The 15,796-nt window shown below is 71.2% G+C and carries 10 protein-coding genes; 6 read left to right on the forward strand and 4 right to left on the reverse strand.

The genetic code is table 11. The features are described 5' to 3' along the window. The first annotated feature begins 157 nt into the window (after window positions 1-157). Window positions 158-868: a ferritin-like fold-containing protein gene (locus tag HD600_RS11020; RefSeq protein WP_144795616.1), complete on the forward strand. Its 711-nt coding sequence runs from the start codon at window positions 158-160 to the stop codon at window positions 866-868. 97 nt (window positions 869-965) lie between these two features. On the opposite strand, the gene HD600_RS11025 is transcribed toward HD600_RS11020, so the two are convergent. Together HD600_RS11025 and HD600_RS15220 are read right to left on the reverse strand one after the other, a co-directional pair. Beyond that, window positions 966-1,253: a hypothetical protein gene (locus HD600_RS11025; protein ID WP_144795615.1), complete on the reverse strand. Its 288-nt coding sequence runs from the start codon at window positions 1,251-1,253 to the stop codon at window positions 966-968. A gap of 6 nt (window positions 1,254-1,259) precedes the next feature. Next, window positions 1,260-1,484: a DUF3107 domain-containing protein gene (locus HD600_RS15220; protein WP_144795614.1), complete on the reverse strand. Its 225-nt coding sequence runs from the start codon at window positions 1,482-1,484 to the stop codon at window positions 1,260-1,262. Window positions 1,485-1,638: 154 nt separating this feature from the next. On the opposite strand from HD600_RS15220, the gene HD600_RS11035 reads away from it, so the two are divergent. Both HD600_RS11035 and HD600_RS11040 read left to right on the forward strand, forming a co-directional pair. Further along, window positions 1,639-4,872, forward strand: a complete 3,234-nt coding sequence (locus HD600_RS11035) for an ATP-dependent helicase (RefSeq protein WP_184283671.1) — start codon at window positions 1,639-1,641, stop codon at window positions 4,870-4,872. Further along, window positions 4,869-8,303, forward strand: a complete 3,435-nt coding sequence (locus HD600_RS11040) for an ATP-dependent helicase (RefSeq protein WP_338402222.1) — start codon at window positions 4,869-4,871, stop codon at window positions 8,301-8,303. The genes HD600_RS11035 and HD600_RS11040 overlap by 4 nt, the downstream gene beginning before the upstream one ends. Here the strand turns inward: HD600_RS11040 and HD600_RS11045 are convergent. Then, window positions 8,249-9,496 (reverse strand): phosphotransferase, encoded by a 1,248-nt coding sequence (locus HD600_RS11045; RefSeq protein WP_338402223.1) that lies wholly within the window; start codon window positions 9,494-9,496, stop codon window positions 8,249-8,251. The genes HD600_RS11040 and HD600_RS11045 overlap by 55 nt on opposite strands. Window positions 9,497-9,623: 127 nt before the next feature. Here HD600_RS11045 and nudC point away from each other — a divergent pair, with 127 nt between their 5' ends. Together nudC and HD600_RS11055 are read left to right on the forward strand one after the other, a co-directional pair. Next, window positions 9,624-10,532 carry an NAD(+) diphosphatase gene (nudC, locus tag HD600_RS11050; protein ID WP_184283675.1) on the forward strand — a complete coding sequence of 303 codons (909 nt, stop codon included), beginning with the start codon at window positions 9,624-9,626 and terminating at the stop codon, window positions 10,530-10,532. Further along, window positions 10,529-12,250, forward strand: coding sequence for a UvrD-helicase domain-containing protein (locus HD600_RS11055; RefSeq protein ID WP_184283677.1), 1,722 nt, complete (start codon window positions 10,529-10,531; stop codon window positions 12,248-12,250). The genes nudC and HD600_RS11055 overlap by 4 nt, the downstream gene beginning before the upstream one ends. A gap of 825 nt (window positions 12,251-13,075) precedes the next feature. Here HD600_RS11055 and HD600_RS11060 read toward each other — a convergent pair. After that, window positions 13,076-14,536: a zinc-dependent metalloprotease gene (locus tag HD600_RS11060; protein WP_184283679.1), complete on the reverse strand. Its 1,461-nt coding sequence runs from the start codon at window positions 14,534-14,536 to the stop codon at window positions 13,076-13,078. Between the two features lie 118 nt (window positions 14,537-14,654). Here HD600_RS11060 and HD600_RS11065 point away from each other — a divergent pair, with 118 nt between their 5' ends. Continuing rightward, a complete protein-coding gene (locus tag HD600_RS11065; RefSeq protein ID WP_338402224.1) occupies window positions 14,655-15,746 on the forward strand; it encodes a YlbL family protein in 1,092 nt (363 codons plus the stop codon). Window positions 15,747-15,796: the final 50 nt, after the last annotated feature.

A 15,796-nucleotide genomic window follows, 5' to 3' on the forward strand; every position in this document is an offset into this window, starting at 1 on the left:
GCCTGTCCGGCAGCCTCGCACGAGGAGGCCGCCACGAAAACGGATCCACGCCGTCTCTTGTGCCACAGGCGCGGCGCCCTGCTCCGACGGCAGGACCTGTCCAGACTACCCGAGCCGCCCTCCGACGCGGGAGCCGCCCCGCGGGTAGTCTGATCCCGTGGTGAAGTGGTTCTGGCAGCGAGACAAGCCCAAGCGCACGTTGATGCTGCGCAGTCGCGGCGACATGGGCGACGCGACCAGGGTCGATTTCGCCGAGCTGGCGCCGGATCTCGGTCGCTTCCTCGGCCAGGCGGCCTACCTGCAGCTCGGATACTTCGAGACACTCACGCGGCTGATCCGGGCGACGCCGGAGCTCGATGAGAAGGAGGCGCTGGCGCGGGCCGCCGGGGCCGCCCTCAGCAAGCACCGCGGCATCGTGGAGATCATCCGCGCGCAGGGCGACGACCCCACGGAGATCATGCGACCGTTCCAGGAGCCGCTCGACGCCTTCCGCCGCAAGACGATCGGTGTGCGGCCTCGCGAGACCCTGCTGGCGGTCTACATCACGGCGGGGATGCTGGACGACTTCTATCTCGCCCTCGCCTCCAGCTACGGCGAGACAGGGGCGCGGGTGGCGACGATCCTCCGCGAGGACGACGACACGGACGAGATCGTCTCGATCCTGCGGCGCACCATCGAGAGCGACGGCGAATGGCGTTCGCTGCTGTCGATGTGGGCGCGGCGCATGGTCGGCGACACGCTGCTCGTGGCGCGCCAGGCTCTTCGCACGGAGCGCCTCGCTGCGGACGAGAAGCGCGTCGAGCCTGTCTACACCGAGCTCATGGGGGCGCATGCGCGCCGCATGGACGCCATGGGCCTCGCCGCATAGCGGCGCCTCCGTCGACGAGACATCACCTGCGGCGTGAGACACCACCCGCGACGTGATGTGTCACGCGCGCAGTGATGTCTCGCGCGGCAGACAGCGGTCAGATGCCGAGGGCAGCGCGCTCAGCGGCGTCGGAGGCCCGGCGACGGCGCGTCACGACGACACCGGTCACCGCGGCGATCGCGACGGCGCCGACGATGCTCGCCAGCCAGAGCCACACGCTGCTCTCCGCGACCCCGGCCCACTGCATGATCGTGTAGATCGCGGCGGATGCTGCCGTCGCCACGGCCGGCACGACGGCGACACCGCGCAACTCACGGTCGGGGATGAGGAAGTGGACGCCGATCCCGATCGCGCACGCGGCGATCAACGCCAGAAGGATGTACATCCCGGATCAGGCGACGAAACCGACGCGGCGCGACTCCTCGGTGCCCAGCTCGATGTAGGCGAGGTTCGCGGTCGGGACGATGTAGGTGTTGCCCTTCACATCGGTGAAGCTCACCTGTGCGGCGTTCTGCTCGAGGGCGGATGCCACCTGCCCGCGGATCTCCTCCGCTGCGGTGGAGGTCTCGAAGTTCAGCTCGCGGCCGGTGTTGATGATGCCGATGCGGATTTCCACGCGTGCTCCTTGAAGAATCGGGGACTGAGACGACTCTACCCCGGGCGCGACGGCGCGGATCGGGCGCGCGCAGCGGTTTCGCCGTGGGCGCACAAACCGGTGGCCGCCACCGCGGCGGTCGGTGGTGTCGGCGGCGGCCGATACCGTTGATGTCATGACACAGGATGCCGGGCAGCGAGCGGTCGTCGAGGCCCCCGTCACGGCATCCGGGGTCGTGATCGGCGCGCCGGGAACGGGCAAGACGTCAGCGCTCACCGATCGCGTGGTCGCCCTTCTCGGCCCGCACGCGCTGCCGCCTGAGGCGGTGCTCGTCCTCACGCCGAGCCGGCAGGCGGCCACCAGTCTGCGCGATCGCATCGGTGTGCGCATCGGCCAGGCCACTCCGGGGCCGCTCGCCCGCTCGTTGGGGTCGTTCGCGTTCCAGATCGTGCGCGGCGCCATGGTGCACGCGGGGGAGGAGCCTCCGGCGCTGCTCACGGGTGCCGACCAGGACCGCATCGTCGCCGACCTGCTGGCAGGAGACGCCGACGATGAGGAGAACGGCATGCTGAGCCGCTGGCCGGCGTCGCTGTCGGCGAGCATCCGGGCATCCAAGGGCTTCCGCTCCGAACTGCGCGCGTTCCTCGCCGAGTGCACCGAGCTCGGGGTGCTCCCCGAGGAGCTCCAGCGCTCGGACCGCCCCGTGTGGGCCGCTGCGGGCACGTTCATGGAGGAGTACCGTTCCGTCCTCGCCGGCATGCGCACGGCTTACCGCGACACCGCCGACCTGCTCAGCGAGGCTGCGGCGATCATGCGTGAGGCGGATGCCGCCACCCTCGGACCGCTCGCGGCTCTGCGCGTCGTACTGATCGACGACGCGCAGGAGCTCACCCGCGGCGGCATCACGCTCGTGCGGGCGCTGCGCGAGCGGGGTATCGCCGTCATGGCCTTCGGCGACCCCGACATCTCGTCCGGTGCCTTCCGCGGCGCGAGCCCTCAACTGTTCCACGAGCTGTCCGGTGTGCTCGCGGATGTGTTCGTGCTCGACACCGCCCATCGGCAGACGCAGGCCCTCACGGATCTCACGCGCACCGTGACCCAGGCGATCGGCGTGGCAGGACGCGTCGAACATCGCCGACCCCCCGGACCGGCACCGCAGGTCCCGGACCCCGCCGTGCGGACGTTCCTTGCGGCGTCTCCGTACGAAGAGGCCGATCGCATCGCCGGCACGCTGCGGGACTGGCACCTGACCCACGGCATCGCATGGAGCGAGATGGCCGTCATCGCGCACGACACCAGACAGGTGACGAGGCTCGAGACCGAGCTCGCGGCCAGAGAGGTCCCCACCAGGGCGGCGGGTGTCCAGCGGCCCCTTGGTAGCGAGGGTGTCGTGCGCGACATCGTCGGGATCGTGCGCATCGCGCTGCTGCCGCCGGAGGAACGCACCCCGGAAGACCTCATCGATGCGCTGCGTTCGCCGTTCGGCGGGTTGGATGCCGTCGGCCTCCGCCGTCTGCGCGCGCGGCTGCGGCATCTCGAGCTCGCCGACGGCGGGTCGACGCCGGCGTCGGAGCTGCTGCGGCAGGCGATGGCCTTTCCCACGCACTTCACGTTCATCGACGCGCCGGAGGCGAGGGTCGCCGCACGGTTCGCCACGACGCTCGCCGAGACGTCGGCGGGCGCCGCGGCCGGCGAGACGATCCATGACCTGCTGTGGCGCATCTGGGACAGGGCGCGGGCGCTCGACGGCTCGCGGCTCGCGGACCACTGGCGGGCGGCTGCCGCACAGCCGGGTGGCGGGGAGATCGCCCGAGCGCTCGATGCGCTGGTCGCGCTGTTCGACGCGGCCAAGCGGTTCGTCGAGCGCACACCGCAGGAGAGACCGGACACGTTCGTCCGCGACATCCTCGGCAGCGAGGTCCCGGAGGACTCGCTGTCCACGCCGGATCGGCCGGGCCTTGTGACACTGCTCACTCCGGCGACCGCGCTCGGGGCCCAGTTCGAGGCGGTCGTCGTCGCCGGCGTCCAGGACGGCGTGTGGCCCAACACCCGGCTCCGCGGGGGGCTGCTGGAGACCTGGCGTCTCGCGGATGCCGTGACCGCTGCCCGCACGGGTGTGCCCGCGGCGAACCCCGGCGTCCTCGACCGACGCCGTGACGCGCTGCACGACGAACTCCGACTCTTCGTGCGAGCGGTCTCCCGCGCCCGGTCGCGGATCCTCGTGACCGCCGTCGACGACGACGACTCCGGCCCCAGTCCTTTCTTCGCATTCCTCCCTGAGCCGCCCCCGGCATCCGATCATCCGGCCGCCGAGCACCCGCTGACGCTGCGCGGACTCGTCGCCCGGCACCGCCGTGTGCTCACCTCGACGCAGGACCCAGCCGCCAGGGAAGTGGCCGCCGGACAACTCGCGGTCCTCGCCCGTGAGGGCGTACCGGGCGCGGACCCGGCCGAGTGGTACGGGGTGGCGGCGCCATCGACGGACGCTCCGCTGCGCGACCTCACGCGGGAGGGGGCACGGGTCTCGCCGTCGCGCATGGAGACCTTCGAGGAGTGCGAGCTGCACTGGGCGATCTCGGCGCTCGGCGGTGACACGGTGCTGCCGCCGTCCGCCGGCATCGGGACGATCATCCACGAGGCGATGGAGAAGGTCCCGGACGGTGCGCTCGAGAGGATGCGCGAGATCGTCGCGGAGCACTGGGACGAGCTCGATTTCGAGACCGAGTGGATCAGCCGCAAGGAGCGTCGACGCGCCGACGTCTACGTCGAGCGCCTTCACACCTATCTGCGGGAGGTCGCCGCGGACGGCGGGCGCGTGCTGGCCAGCGAGGTGGAGTTCCGTTTCGCCGTCGACGTGCTCGGCGAGATCACCGAGGCGGGGCCGCAGGTGTACGTCGGAGACGCCGCGGACGGGCCGGGACGTGCCGTCGTGCACGGGTTCATCGACCGCGTCGAGGCGTACCCGGTCGGTGCAGGCGAGCATGCGGCCGCGCGCGGGCGCGGTGCGGCGCCGATGACGGCGGCGGGCGAGGGGGAGCGCGTGGTCGTGGTCGATCTGAAGACCGGCAAGTACGAGCCGGAGTCCGACGCGAAGGTCGAGGAGCACGCGCAGCTCGCCGCGTATCAGATCGCCGTCGAGCGCGGGCTCGTCGAGGGCGCGTCGCCGGATGCGCTCGCCGGCGCCCGGCTGCTCGTCGTGTCGAAGACCCTGTCTGCCAGCCCATACCGGGTCGCCCACCAGCACACGCTCGCCGGCGAGGCGCGCGCACGGTTCCTCGGCCGTCTCGCCGAGGCGGCGCGTGGCATGTCGTCCGGTTCCTTCACCGCTCACGTCGAGGCGCACTGTGCCGACGTGCAGTGGCGCGTGCAGCCCTGCCGTATCCACACCGTTCCGGCGGTCAGCGCGTGACGGCCTGGCCGACGGGCGGACCGCAGCTGTCCGCTCTGGATGTCGCGGCGGCTCTCGGGCAGCCGCCGCCCACGGCTGCGCAGCAGCGGGTGATCGAGGCCCCGCCGACTCCGGCTCTCGTCGTCGCGGGAGCCGGCAGTGGGAAGACCGAGACGATGTCGGGGCGAGTGGTGTGGCTCGTGGCGAACGGTCACGTGCGTCCCGACGAGATCCTCGGGCTGACGTTCACCCGCAAGGCGGCCGGTGAACTGGCCGAGCGGATCGGCGCGCGTCTCGCGGTCATCGACGAGTTCGGCCGGCGCGGCCTTCTGCCGCACGTCCCGGAGATCGTCGCCTCGGGGGCACTCGCCGCCGTGGACGCCGCCGACGCGTCGCAGCGCCGCCGCGTGCGCGCCCAGGTCCTCGACGGTCTCGCCGAACGGTACGGCACCGGCGCCTCCGGTGCCGCGCAGCGCACGGCGGAGGACATGCTGATCCGACCGCGCGTGTCGACGTACAACGCCTTCGCGGATTCGATCGTCCGCGAGCATGCAGCACGGATCGGGCGCGACCCCGATGTGGCGATGCTCAGCCAGGCGGCCTCATGGATGCTGGCACGCGAGGTGGTGCTGCGCGCCGACCTGCCGCAGCTCGAGGACATCGACCTCTCGGTCGCCACGGTCGTCGACGCGGTGCAGCGGCTCGCCGGCGAGGCGCTCGACCACCGCGCCGACCTCGCGCGTGCCGAGCGGATCGCAGCGGAGCACGCCGCGGCGTTCGAGCCCTATCGCAGCAACCCGGACGTCGCCAAGGCAGCGGACAACCTGTTGGCGCTGCCGACGCTCGCCGACCTCGCCCGCGAGTACATGGCGGAGAAGCTCCGGCGCGGAGTGCTCGACTTCGCCGACCAGGTCAGCGGAGCGTTCGACATCATCGAATCGTCGCCGGATGTGCGCGCGGACCTCGTCGAGCAGCACAGGGTCGTCCTCCTGGACGAGTATCAGGACACGTCGGTGATCCAGACCCGGTTCCTCTCCGCGGTGTTCCGCGACCGCGCCGTCATGGCCGTCGGCGACCCGCATCAGTCGATCTACGGCTGGCGAGGTGCTAGTGCCGACAACCTCTACGCGTTCGCGCGCACGTTCGCGCAGGAGAATCCCTCGCACACGTACAGCCTCATGACGAGTTGGCGCAACGACTCCGCGATCCTCGACATCGCCAACCGCGTCCTCGAGCCGCTGCAACGCCCCGGCCTCGATGTCCCCCCTCTCGAGGCGCGACCCGGTGCGGGGCGCGGGGCGGTGACCGTGCGGTACCCGATGACGCTCCATGACGAGGCCGACGAGGTCGCCGAGTGGTTCGCGGCGCGTCGTGCCGCGCACACCGACGAGTCGAAACCGCACACCGGGGCGATCCTGTTCCGCTCGAAGCGGCACATGCAGACGTTCGCCGAGGCACTGGCCGCCCGCGGCATCCCGCACCGCATCCTCGGGCTCGGAGGCCTGCTCGCCACACCGGAGGTCGTGGACGTCGTCGCGACCCTGCGGGTGATCCACGACCCCAACGCCGGATCGGCGCTGATCCGTCTGCTGGTCGGGCCGCGTTTCGGCGTCGGTGTCGCCGACATGGGTGCGCTGTACGAGCTCGCGGGCGAGCTGTCGCGCCGCGACAGCGGCCTGCTGCCGCTTCCCGAGGAGCTGCGCGCCCGCATCCGCGCCTCGAGGGGAGCCGATGAGGCGGTGTCGATCGTGGATGCGGTCGACGTCGTCCGCGGCCTCCGCGACGACTACCGGCTCCTCGAGAAGATCACCCCTGACGGCCGCGCGCGGATCCGATCCGCCGGCGAGATGTTCGAGCGCCTGAGGCGTGCGGCAGGGCAGCCGATCCCCGAGCTCATCCGGCTCATCGAATCGGAGCTGCGCCTGGACATCGAGTTGGCGGCGAACGAGACACGCGGCCCCGCACGCATCGCCACCACGCAGCTGCGTGCCTTCGCCGACGAGGTGCGCACCTTCCTCGCCGCCGACGAGCGCGGCACGATCGGCAGCCTGCTCGCGTGGCTCGACAAGGCGGAGAGCACGGACGAACTGATGCCGCGCCCTGAGCCGCCGGAGCCCGGCGTCGTGCAGCTGCTCACCATCCATGGATCCAAGGGACTCGAGTGGGATGCCGTGGCCGTGGTGCGCATGGTCGAGGGTGAGCTGCCCTCGAGGCCGACCGACACATCCGGCTGGTTCGGCTTCGGGGTGCTGCCGTTCGCACTGCGCGGTGACAGCGATGCACTGCCGGTGTTCTCCTGGATGCCGCCGACCGAGGACGAGCCGGATCCGGCCCGTCGGCTCAAGGCGGGGATCGCCTCGCTGACGAGCAAGAGCAAGACCGACCCCGGGGTCATCACGGTCTTCAAGAACGCCTACCGCGACTATCAGCAGCAGGAGGAACGGCGTCTGGCGTACGTCGCTGTGACGAGGGCCCGTTCCGACCTCCTTCTCACCGGCTCGCACTGGGCAGGGCAGAAGAAGCCGCGCCAGCCCGGCCCGTTCCTCCTCGAGGCGTGCGACGTCCTCGGCATCGAGCCGATCGGAGAGGTGGACGCCGAAGCGAACCCCTATGAGGGGGAGGGGAAGACCGCGGTGTGGCCTCTCGACCCGCTGGGCTCTCGACGCGGAACGGTCGAGACCGCCGCCGCCGAGGTGCGAGCGGCGTTGACGCGCGCTCCGGCGGAACCGTCGGCTCAGCTCGCGGCGCTGCTCGCCGAGCGCGCGGAACGGCAGCGCGGTGCCTCGTTCGACGCACCCACACGCGTCCCCGCTTCCCGGTTCAAGGACTACGTCACGGACTTCGCCGGCGCCGTCCGTGAGCTGGAGCGGCCCATGCCGGAGCGCCCCTATCGGCAGACCCGACTCGGCACCCTGTTCCACGCGTGGGTCGAGCATCGCTCCGGTCTGGTCGGAGCCGGCCCCAGCGCCGACGCGGCCCTGTGGGACAGCGACGAGGACCGACCGGAGCAGGGCGGCGTCTCCGCAGAGGACGAGGCCGACCTGCACGCGCTGCGTGAGATCTTCGAGCGCAGCGAATGGGCGCAGCTTCGCCCCATCGCCGTCGAGATCGAGATCGACTTCGTCCTCGGTCCGGCGGAGTCATCCGGCGGCGACCAGCACATCGTGATCTGCAAGTTGGATGCCGTGTACCGTCGCGAGGATCGCGGCGGGCGCATCGAGATCGTGGACTGGAAGACGGGGCGTGCGCCGCGCACGCCGGCCGAGCAGGAGGAGCGGATGCTGCAGCTGGCGCTCTACCGGCTCGCCTATCACCGTCGCTTCGGCGTCCCACTGGAGGAGATCGACGTCGCCCTCTACTACGTGGCGGACGATCTCGTCATCCGCGGCGAACGGGTCTACTCCGAGGAGGAGTTGGTCCAGCGCTGGAGCGCCGCACGCGCCGCGCGCTGAGCCTCGTCCGCAGGGTCGCCCTCGTCGGATGAGTCGTCGTACGCCGGCCGGTCAGGACGCTCTGCGGTCGGCGTCGCGTGAGCCGATGCGGCGCGCTCGCCGGAGTGCGTGGCATCGTGCGCGCCGTCGTCCCACGCTCCGGTCACGTCGGAGAGATCCTGGGTGGGTTCCCCGACATACGCATCCTCGACCTCTTCGGGCATGAGATCGGCGGGGTTAAATGCGTCCGTCTCCATCGAGATGGCCGTGCCGGCGGCCGTCGTCGCGGGCACGCTGTCCAGGGCGTCGAGCGCGGAATCGACGCCCTCACCACGAGCGGCGATCACGGAGAGGTCGTTCTCACGCAGTCCCTGAGCGAGCGATTCCAGCAGCGTCGCGGCGTCATCGACGATGTCGCTGCGACGCAGCAGATCCCCGTGCACGAGCCAGCGCGCGAACTCGAGCTCCGCCACCATCCTCGCGCGCACGGCGAGGGCCGAGTCGGGGGAGCGGTCGGAGGCCTCGGCGTACGCCGCGTGCACGTCGGCGGCGGCGTCGGGGGCGGAGGACAGCCAGGCGAGGTCGACGGCCGGGTCTCCGAGCGACAGACCGTGCCAGTCGAGGAGCCCGGTCACGAACGGACCGCGTTCGGGGTCATCGTCGAACAGGAAGGAGGTGGACTTGACCCCGCCGAGGGTGACGGCGGACTCGAAGCGCCACAGGTCGTCGTCCTCCACGGCCTCGCGCCAGCGCACGGTGAGACGAGCCGGCACGCGCCCGGTGGAGGCGGCGCGATCGACGAGCTGTCGGATCTCGGAGCGGACCTCCTCCGCGGAGCGCGCGGTGAGTCCTGCGCTGCGGACGACGGAGGCGGGGAGCGAGTGCACGGCTGCGATCGTGGCGCCCATCGAGGTCGCCGCTCCTCGCCCCTGCGGCACGTCGCCCGCCTCGATCTGGAACCCGGGGAGCAGTTCGGCCACGAGAGCCCTGCCGTCCGCGATTCGCGTCTCGCCGACGTACTCCGGAACGCGGAAGGGGAGCATCGCGCGGGCGCCGGCGGTCATCGCGCGCAGGGCGAGCGCCTCGGCGGCGAGTTCACGCGACGTCTCGTCGTCGTCGCCCACGCGGATGGCGAGTTCGCGACCGTCGGCGAGCGTGGCGACGGCGGAGTCGAAACGTCCGTCGCCGTCGGCGGTGAGGGATCGTGCGCCCACGACCTCCGCCCCGGGCAGTGCGGCTGTGACCGCCGCCGCTAGAGTAAAGGGAGACCGTGCCATGATCCCCAGAGTAGGTCTGGTCAGGCGCGGTTCCGCCTACGCCACGCCTTGAGAGAGGGAGTCGATGACCGTCCAGCGCGCTCCATTCGATCGGGCGGCACATCTCCGCGACGATGAGAGCATCCTCGACGCCCTGCGCGCGTCCTCGGACGCGCGGGTCGTCGTCGTCCGCGAGGGGCGTGCCAGGGTCGCCGACGGTGCTCTTGTCACCGTCGCCCCATCCGAGGTGGGAGAGGGCGCCGACTGGGGTCTGCTCGGCCGTCGTCGTGACGGCACCGCCCTGCTGCTGGCCGTCCTCGGCGCCGAGACCGACTCGATCGACGCGGCGCCGGCGGAGAGCTGGCTGGGCGTGCGTGACACCGGCGGGATGCTGGATGCCGAGGACACCGATCTGCTGGTCACCTCGGTCGCTCTCGCATCCTGGCTGCGCGAGGCCCGCTTCTGTCCGACCTGCGGCGCCGAGACCCGTGTTCGCCAGGGCGGATGGTCACGTCACTGCGACACGTGCGCGAGGGACCTCTTCCCGCGCACCGACCCCGCGGTCATCGTCGCCGTCGAGAGCCCAGACGGAGAACGGTTGCTCCTCGGCGCGAACGCGAACTGGCGCGGACGGATGTACTCCTGCTTCGCCGGTTTCGTCGAGGCAGGGGAATCGCTGGAGACCACCGTGCACCGTGAGATCGAGGAGGAGGCGGGCGTTCTCCTCGACGACGTCCGCTACATCTCGTCGCAGCCATGGCCGTACCCTCGTTCGCTGATGATCGGCTTCCGGGCGACGGCATCCGACCAGCGACGCGCGCGCCCCGACGGCGAGGAGATCATCGACGTCCGCTGGTTCACGCGCGACGAGATCCGCTCGGCGCTGGCGGGCGACGGTCCCGTCGGGCTGCCGGGGCCGTCGTCCATCGCCAGGGAGCTCATCCGGCAGTGGTGCGATGAGCGCGTCCCCTCGGCCGAGAGCGGCAGGTCGTGAGCGCGCTCGACGCGCTCGACGAACGGCAGAGGGAAGCGGCATCCGTGCTGCGCGGCCCCGTCGCCGTCCTCGCCGGTGCCGGCACGGGCAAGACGAGGGTCATCACGCATCGGATCGCGCACGGCGTCGACACCGGCGCCTACACGCCGTCGCGCGTGATGGCGCTCACGTTCACCGCGAAGGCGGCGGGGGAGCTGCGAGGACGGCTGCGGGCGCTGGGCGTCGAGGGCGTCGCGGCGCGCACCTTCCACGCGGCGGCGCTCGCGCAACTGAACTTCTTCTGGCCGACGCTCGCCGGCTCTCCTGCACCGAAGATCATCGACAACAAGGTGCGGCTGCTCGGGCAGGCGGCCGAGCAGCTCCGGCTGCGACCCGACACCGCGACGCTGCGCGACGTCGCGTCGGAGATCGAATGGCGCAAGGTGTCGATGCTGTCGATCGAGCAGCACGCCGCGCTCGGCAAGTCGGTCGGAAGGATCGGCACGGAGCAACTGGCCGACCTGCAGCGTGCGTACGAGACCCTGAAGGACGACCGGCGCCAGCTCGACTTCGAGGACGTCCTGCTCGCGTGCGCCGGGATGCTGGAGGCGGAGCCGCGCGTGGCGGCATCCGTCCATGAGCAGTACCGGCACTTCACGGTGGACGAGTTCCAGGACGTCTCGCCGCTGCAGAACCGGCTGCTGGAGATGTGGCTCGGCGACCGCCGCGACCTGTGCGTGGTCGGGGACGCGAGCCAGACCATCTACTCCTTCGCCGGGGCAGACCAGCGCCACCTGCTGGAGTTCGGACGCCGGTACCCGGATGCGACGATCGTCAAGCTGGAGACCAATTACCGTTCGCTGCCACCGATCCTCGAGGCTGCCAATGCCCTCATGAAGGGGCGGCCAGGGGCCCTCGAACTCGTCGCAGCACGAGAGGCGCCGACGGCCGACGTGCCGACAGTGACGGCCTACGACTCCGAGACGGAGGAGGCGGCCGGCATCGCCGCATCCATCGCCGCCCGCATCGCCTCCGGCGCCGCCCCGTCTGAGATCGCGGTGCTCTACCGCGCGCACGCGCAGTCCGCCGTCATCCAGCAGGCGCTCGCACAGGCGGGGATCGCGTCCAGTGTGCTCGGCGGTACCCGGTTCTTCGACATGCCAGAGGTGCGGCAGGCGATCCTCGCGCTGCGCGGCGCATCGGTGGCGCCGACCGAGCGCGGGTTCCTCCCGAACGTCCGACGCGTGCTGAGGGAGATGGGACTCACGGATGAGGCGCCGGCGGCGGGTGGCGCCCAGCGCGACGGCTGGGAGGCGCGGCGTGCGCTGCTCCGGCTGGCGGAGGAGGCACCCGACGGCACGACCCTGCGGTCCTTCAGCGAGGCGTTGATGGCGCGCGCGAAGGATCAGCACGAACCGACCATGCAGATGGTGACCCTTTCCACGTTGCACGCGGCGAAGGGCCTGGAGTGGCCGCACGTGCTGCTCGCCGGCTGCGCGGAGGGGGCACTGCCGATCTCGTACGCGACGGGCTTCGACGCGATCGACGAGGAGCGGCGCCTGGCATACGTCGGCATCACGCGGGCCGCGCGAACCCTGGAGATCTCATGGTCCCGTTCGGCGGGCCGGGGAGAGCGTCGACCGTCGCGATTCCTCGAGGAGATCGGAACGACTGCTCGCGGCACCGGCATTCTTCGTGAAAGGTCGCCGCGCGCCACGCGCGTCGACCGTCGGGGCTGATCCGCACCCATCGGGTCTGCGCGCCCTGTGCTGCCTCGGTGAGCAGTGCCGCCACGACGCCGGCCATCTCGGCGGTCCTCGCGGTGGTGATGCGCCCGGCGTCCGCGCCGATCAATTGCGCGTGCATCGAGGGCCACGCCGCGTCGCGCTCGCGTTCGTGCGCGTCACGACAGGACAGACACGGCGTGCGGCCGGGCACGATCAGAGGACCGACCACGGTGTCGCCGGGTTCGAACGCGACGGGGAGGTGGATGAGGTCGTCGTGCATGTAACGCGCAAGCTGATGCGCGGACGCCGCGCCGCGGACGAGCACGATCCCCACCGACCCCTCGGCGCCGCGAGCGGCCGTGACCACGCCCTCGTCGCGGAGCGCGATCTCCATGCGCGCCTGCACCCGGGAGTCGTCCAGCCCGACGTTCTCCAGCCAGATCGGTGCCGGCGGGGGTGGGTCGGTGATGAGCACGGGCTCGAGAGCCTGCAGCAACGCCCTCGCGGCCTCACGAGGGGCACCGACGCCGTGCGCGACGACATCGAATGACGCACGGCGGAATCCGGACCGCATCGCCTGCAGCAGCGGCTCAGCCCATGGCGCCGTCAGCGGCAGCCGCAGCCTACCGTCGAGACCGAACTGCACCGTGTCGGCGTCTCGCCACAGCACGGGGTACGCCGGATCGATGCGGGTCAGAACGGTCGGCGTCGGGGGAGGCATGACCCCGATTCTGCGCACCGGAGCGCGGCGATGGGGGACCAGCGGACGATCCGTGGACAACTCCGCAAGGGAGACCGGGAGTGGGCGGCGACTGAACCGTCGCCCACTCCCGCAGATCAGACCGGCTTCTCGCCTTCGCCCGTGTCGCCTTCTCCCGTGTCGCCGTCGTCGCCGGGGGCGCCGTCCGGCGTCTGCGACGCGTCGTCGCCCGAGGACCCGTCGGAGGATCCATCAGCGGGTCCGCCGCCGGAGAAGTCGTCGCCGTCCAGGAGACGAGCGAGGGCCTCGTCGAACTCATCCGCCACCGGCTCTTCCCCGCGCGCATGGGCCTGCAGCCGTGCGATGAGCGCGGTGGGGTCGTCGATGTCCTCCGCGGTGGGGAGCAGATCGGGGTAATCCCACAGGGAGTCGCGCGCCGCCGCACCGACGGCATCCGTCACCCTGCGCCACATCTCGGCGGCCTCGCGCATCCGCCGTGGGCGCAGCTTCAGGCCGACGAGGGCACCGAGGGCGTCCTCGGCCGGCCCGCCGACCGCGCGACGGCGACGCGCCGCCTCCGTGAGGCGGGCACCGTCGGGCAGACGCGAGGTCGCCTCGCCCGTCACGACGTCCACCCAGCCGTCGATCGTCGCCACGATGTTCTCCAGGCGGCCGAGGGCCTCGCGCTGCGCCTCGGTCTGCGCGGGGAGCAGCGCGCCACCCTCGATCGCGGCCCGCAGCTCCTCGGGATTCGAGGGGTCCAGTCTGCTGGCGACGTCCTCGAGGGCGTCGACGTCGACGGTCACGCCGCGTGCGAAGTCGGTGATCTGCGACATGACCTGCAGATGCAGCCACTTCGCGTGCCGGTACAGCCGCGCGTACGCGAGCTCGCGTGTGGCGAGGTACAGGGTGATCTGGTCCTCTGGGATCTCGAGACCTTCGCCGAAGGCGGTGATGTTCTGCGGGATGACGGCCGCCGTGCCCGCGGGGAGCACGGGGATCCCTACATCGCCACCGGAGACGACCTCGAGCGACAGGTTGCCGAGCACCTGCCCGAACTGGGCGGCGAAGACGGAGGAGCCGAGCCCACGCATGAGCGTTCCCGCTCCCTGGATCGCGCCGCGCATGTCGTCGGGCACCTGGGAGTCCAGCGCGCTCATGAGCGCATCGGCGATGCTCGTCGAGACGGGGTCGGCGATCTCCTTCCACACGGGCAGCGTGGCCTCGACCCATTCGCCGCGCGTCATCGCGCGCGGACTCTCGGTGAGTTCGGAGATGGTCGTCGCCTCGCCGAGCCAGAGGTTCGCGAGGGCGAACGCGTCGACGAGGGAGTGCCGAGAGCCGTCGGTGATGCTCTGCCCCTCGCGGTTCGCGATGTGCAGCGCCTGGCGCAGGGTGTTCTGCCACGGGTCACCCGTGAAGGCGTTCTGCAGCTGTTGGGAGAACGCGGCCATCATCGCGGGGTCGAGCTGGATGCCCTCCGCCCCGCCGAACGCGTTCTGCAGCGCGCTGAGGTCGAAATCACCTCCGCCCGCGCCGGACATCATCCTGCGCAGGAACTCCTGGAAGTCTTCCGGGTTCGGATCATTGTCTGCCATGTCGGTCGCCTCTCAGCAGGTCGCTAGCCGGTGCCATCTACGCTAGTTGCAGGTTTCTGCACGCACCCCCGACGCGAGCAGATCGCTGTACGCCGGTCGCGAACGACGGAGGAGCAACGTGACACGAATCGGACCTGCCCGTATCGGGCTCGGGGTCTGGGCTCTCATCATCGCGCTCATCGCGCTGGTCGTGCTGACGTTCCTGCCCACCCCGTACGTCATTCAGCGTCCGGGTCCCGTGTACGACACCCTCGGTACCGCAGCGAGCGCCGACGGGGAGGAGGTGCCGCTGATCGAGATCGACGGCGCCGAGACGTACGACACCGCGGGGAGTCTCAACCTCACGACCGTGCAGGTCGTCGGAAACCGTGAACGCACGCCGTCCTGGTTCGAACTCGCCCTCGCGTGGACGGACGCGTCGCGCGCGGTCGTCCCGATCGAGTCGGTGTTCCCCGAGGGTGTGACGACCGAGGAGCGCGACGAGCGCAATGCGGTCCTCATGGTCGATTCGCAGCACGAGGCGACCGCTGCGGCTCTGCACCAGCTCGGGTACGACACCGGCGCGGCCGTCGAGGTCGTCGCGGCGCTCGAGGGCTCGCCGGCGGAGGGGCTGCTCGAGGAAGGGGACGTGGTCGAGGAGATCGACGGCGTCGCCGTGACCAGCGCATCCGCCCTCCGCGCCGCGATCCAGGACTCCGAGGGGGACCCCGTGACGCTGAGCGTGCGCAAGGACGGTGAGGTCGAGGAGATCGAGATCACGCCGGTCAAGGACGAGTCCGGCTCCGACACCTGGCTCATCGGCATCACGCTGGCGACGGATTACGACTTCCCCTTCGACGTGCACATCCAGCTCGACAACGTCGGCGGACCGAGCGCGGGGATGATGTTCGCGCTGGGCATCATCGACGAGCTGACGCCGGGGGAGCTCACCGGTGGGAACGACATCGCCGGCACCGGCACGATCGACGCCACCGGCGCAGTCGGCCCGATCGGCGGCATCCGTCAGAAGCTGTACGGGGCGCGGGATGCCGGTGCGGACTACTTCCTCGCACCGGAGGCCAACTGCGGTGAGGTCGTCGGTCACGTCCCCGACGGGTTGACCGTGATCAGCACCTCGACCCTTGAGGACTCGCTCGACGCGCTCGAGGTGATCGCCGACCGCGGCGACGTCGCGGCACTGCCCACCTGCGCGGCGGACAGCGCGGCCTGAGCCCGGGCGGCATCGTCGTCGGACCGGGCCTCCTCGCGGCCCGTACATAG

This window comes from Microbacterium ginsengiterrae (genome assembly GCF_014205075.1).
In the GTDB taxonomy this organism is placed as follows: Bacteria; Actinomycetota; Actinomycetes; order Actinomycetales; family Microbacteriaceae; genus Microbacterium; species Microbacterium ginsengiterrae.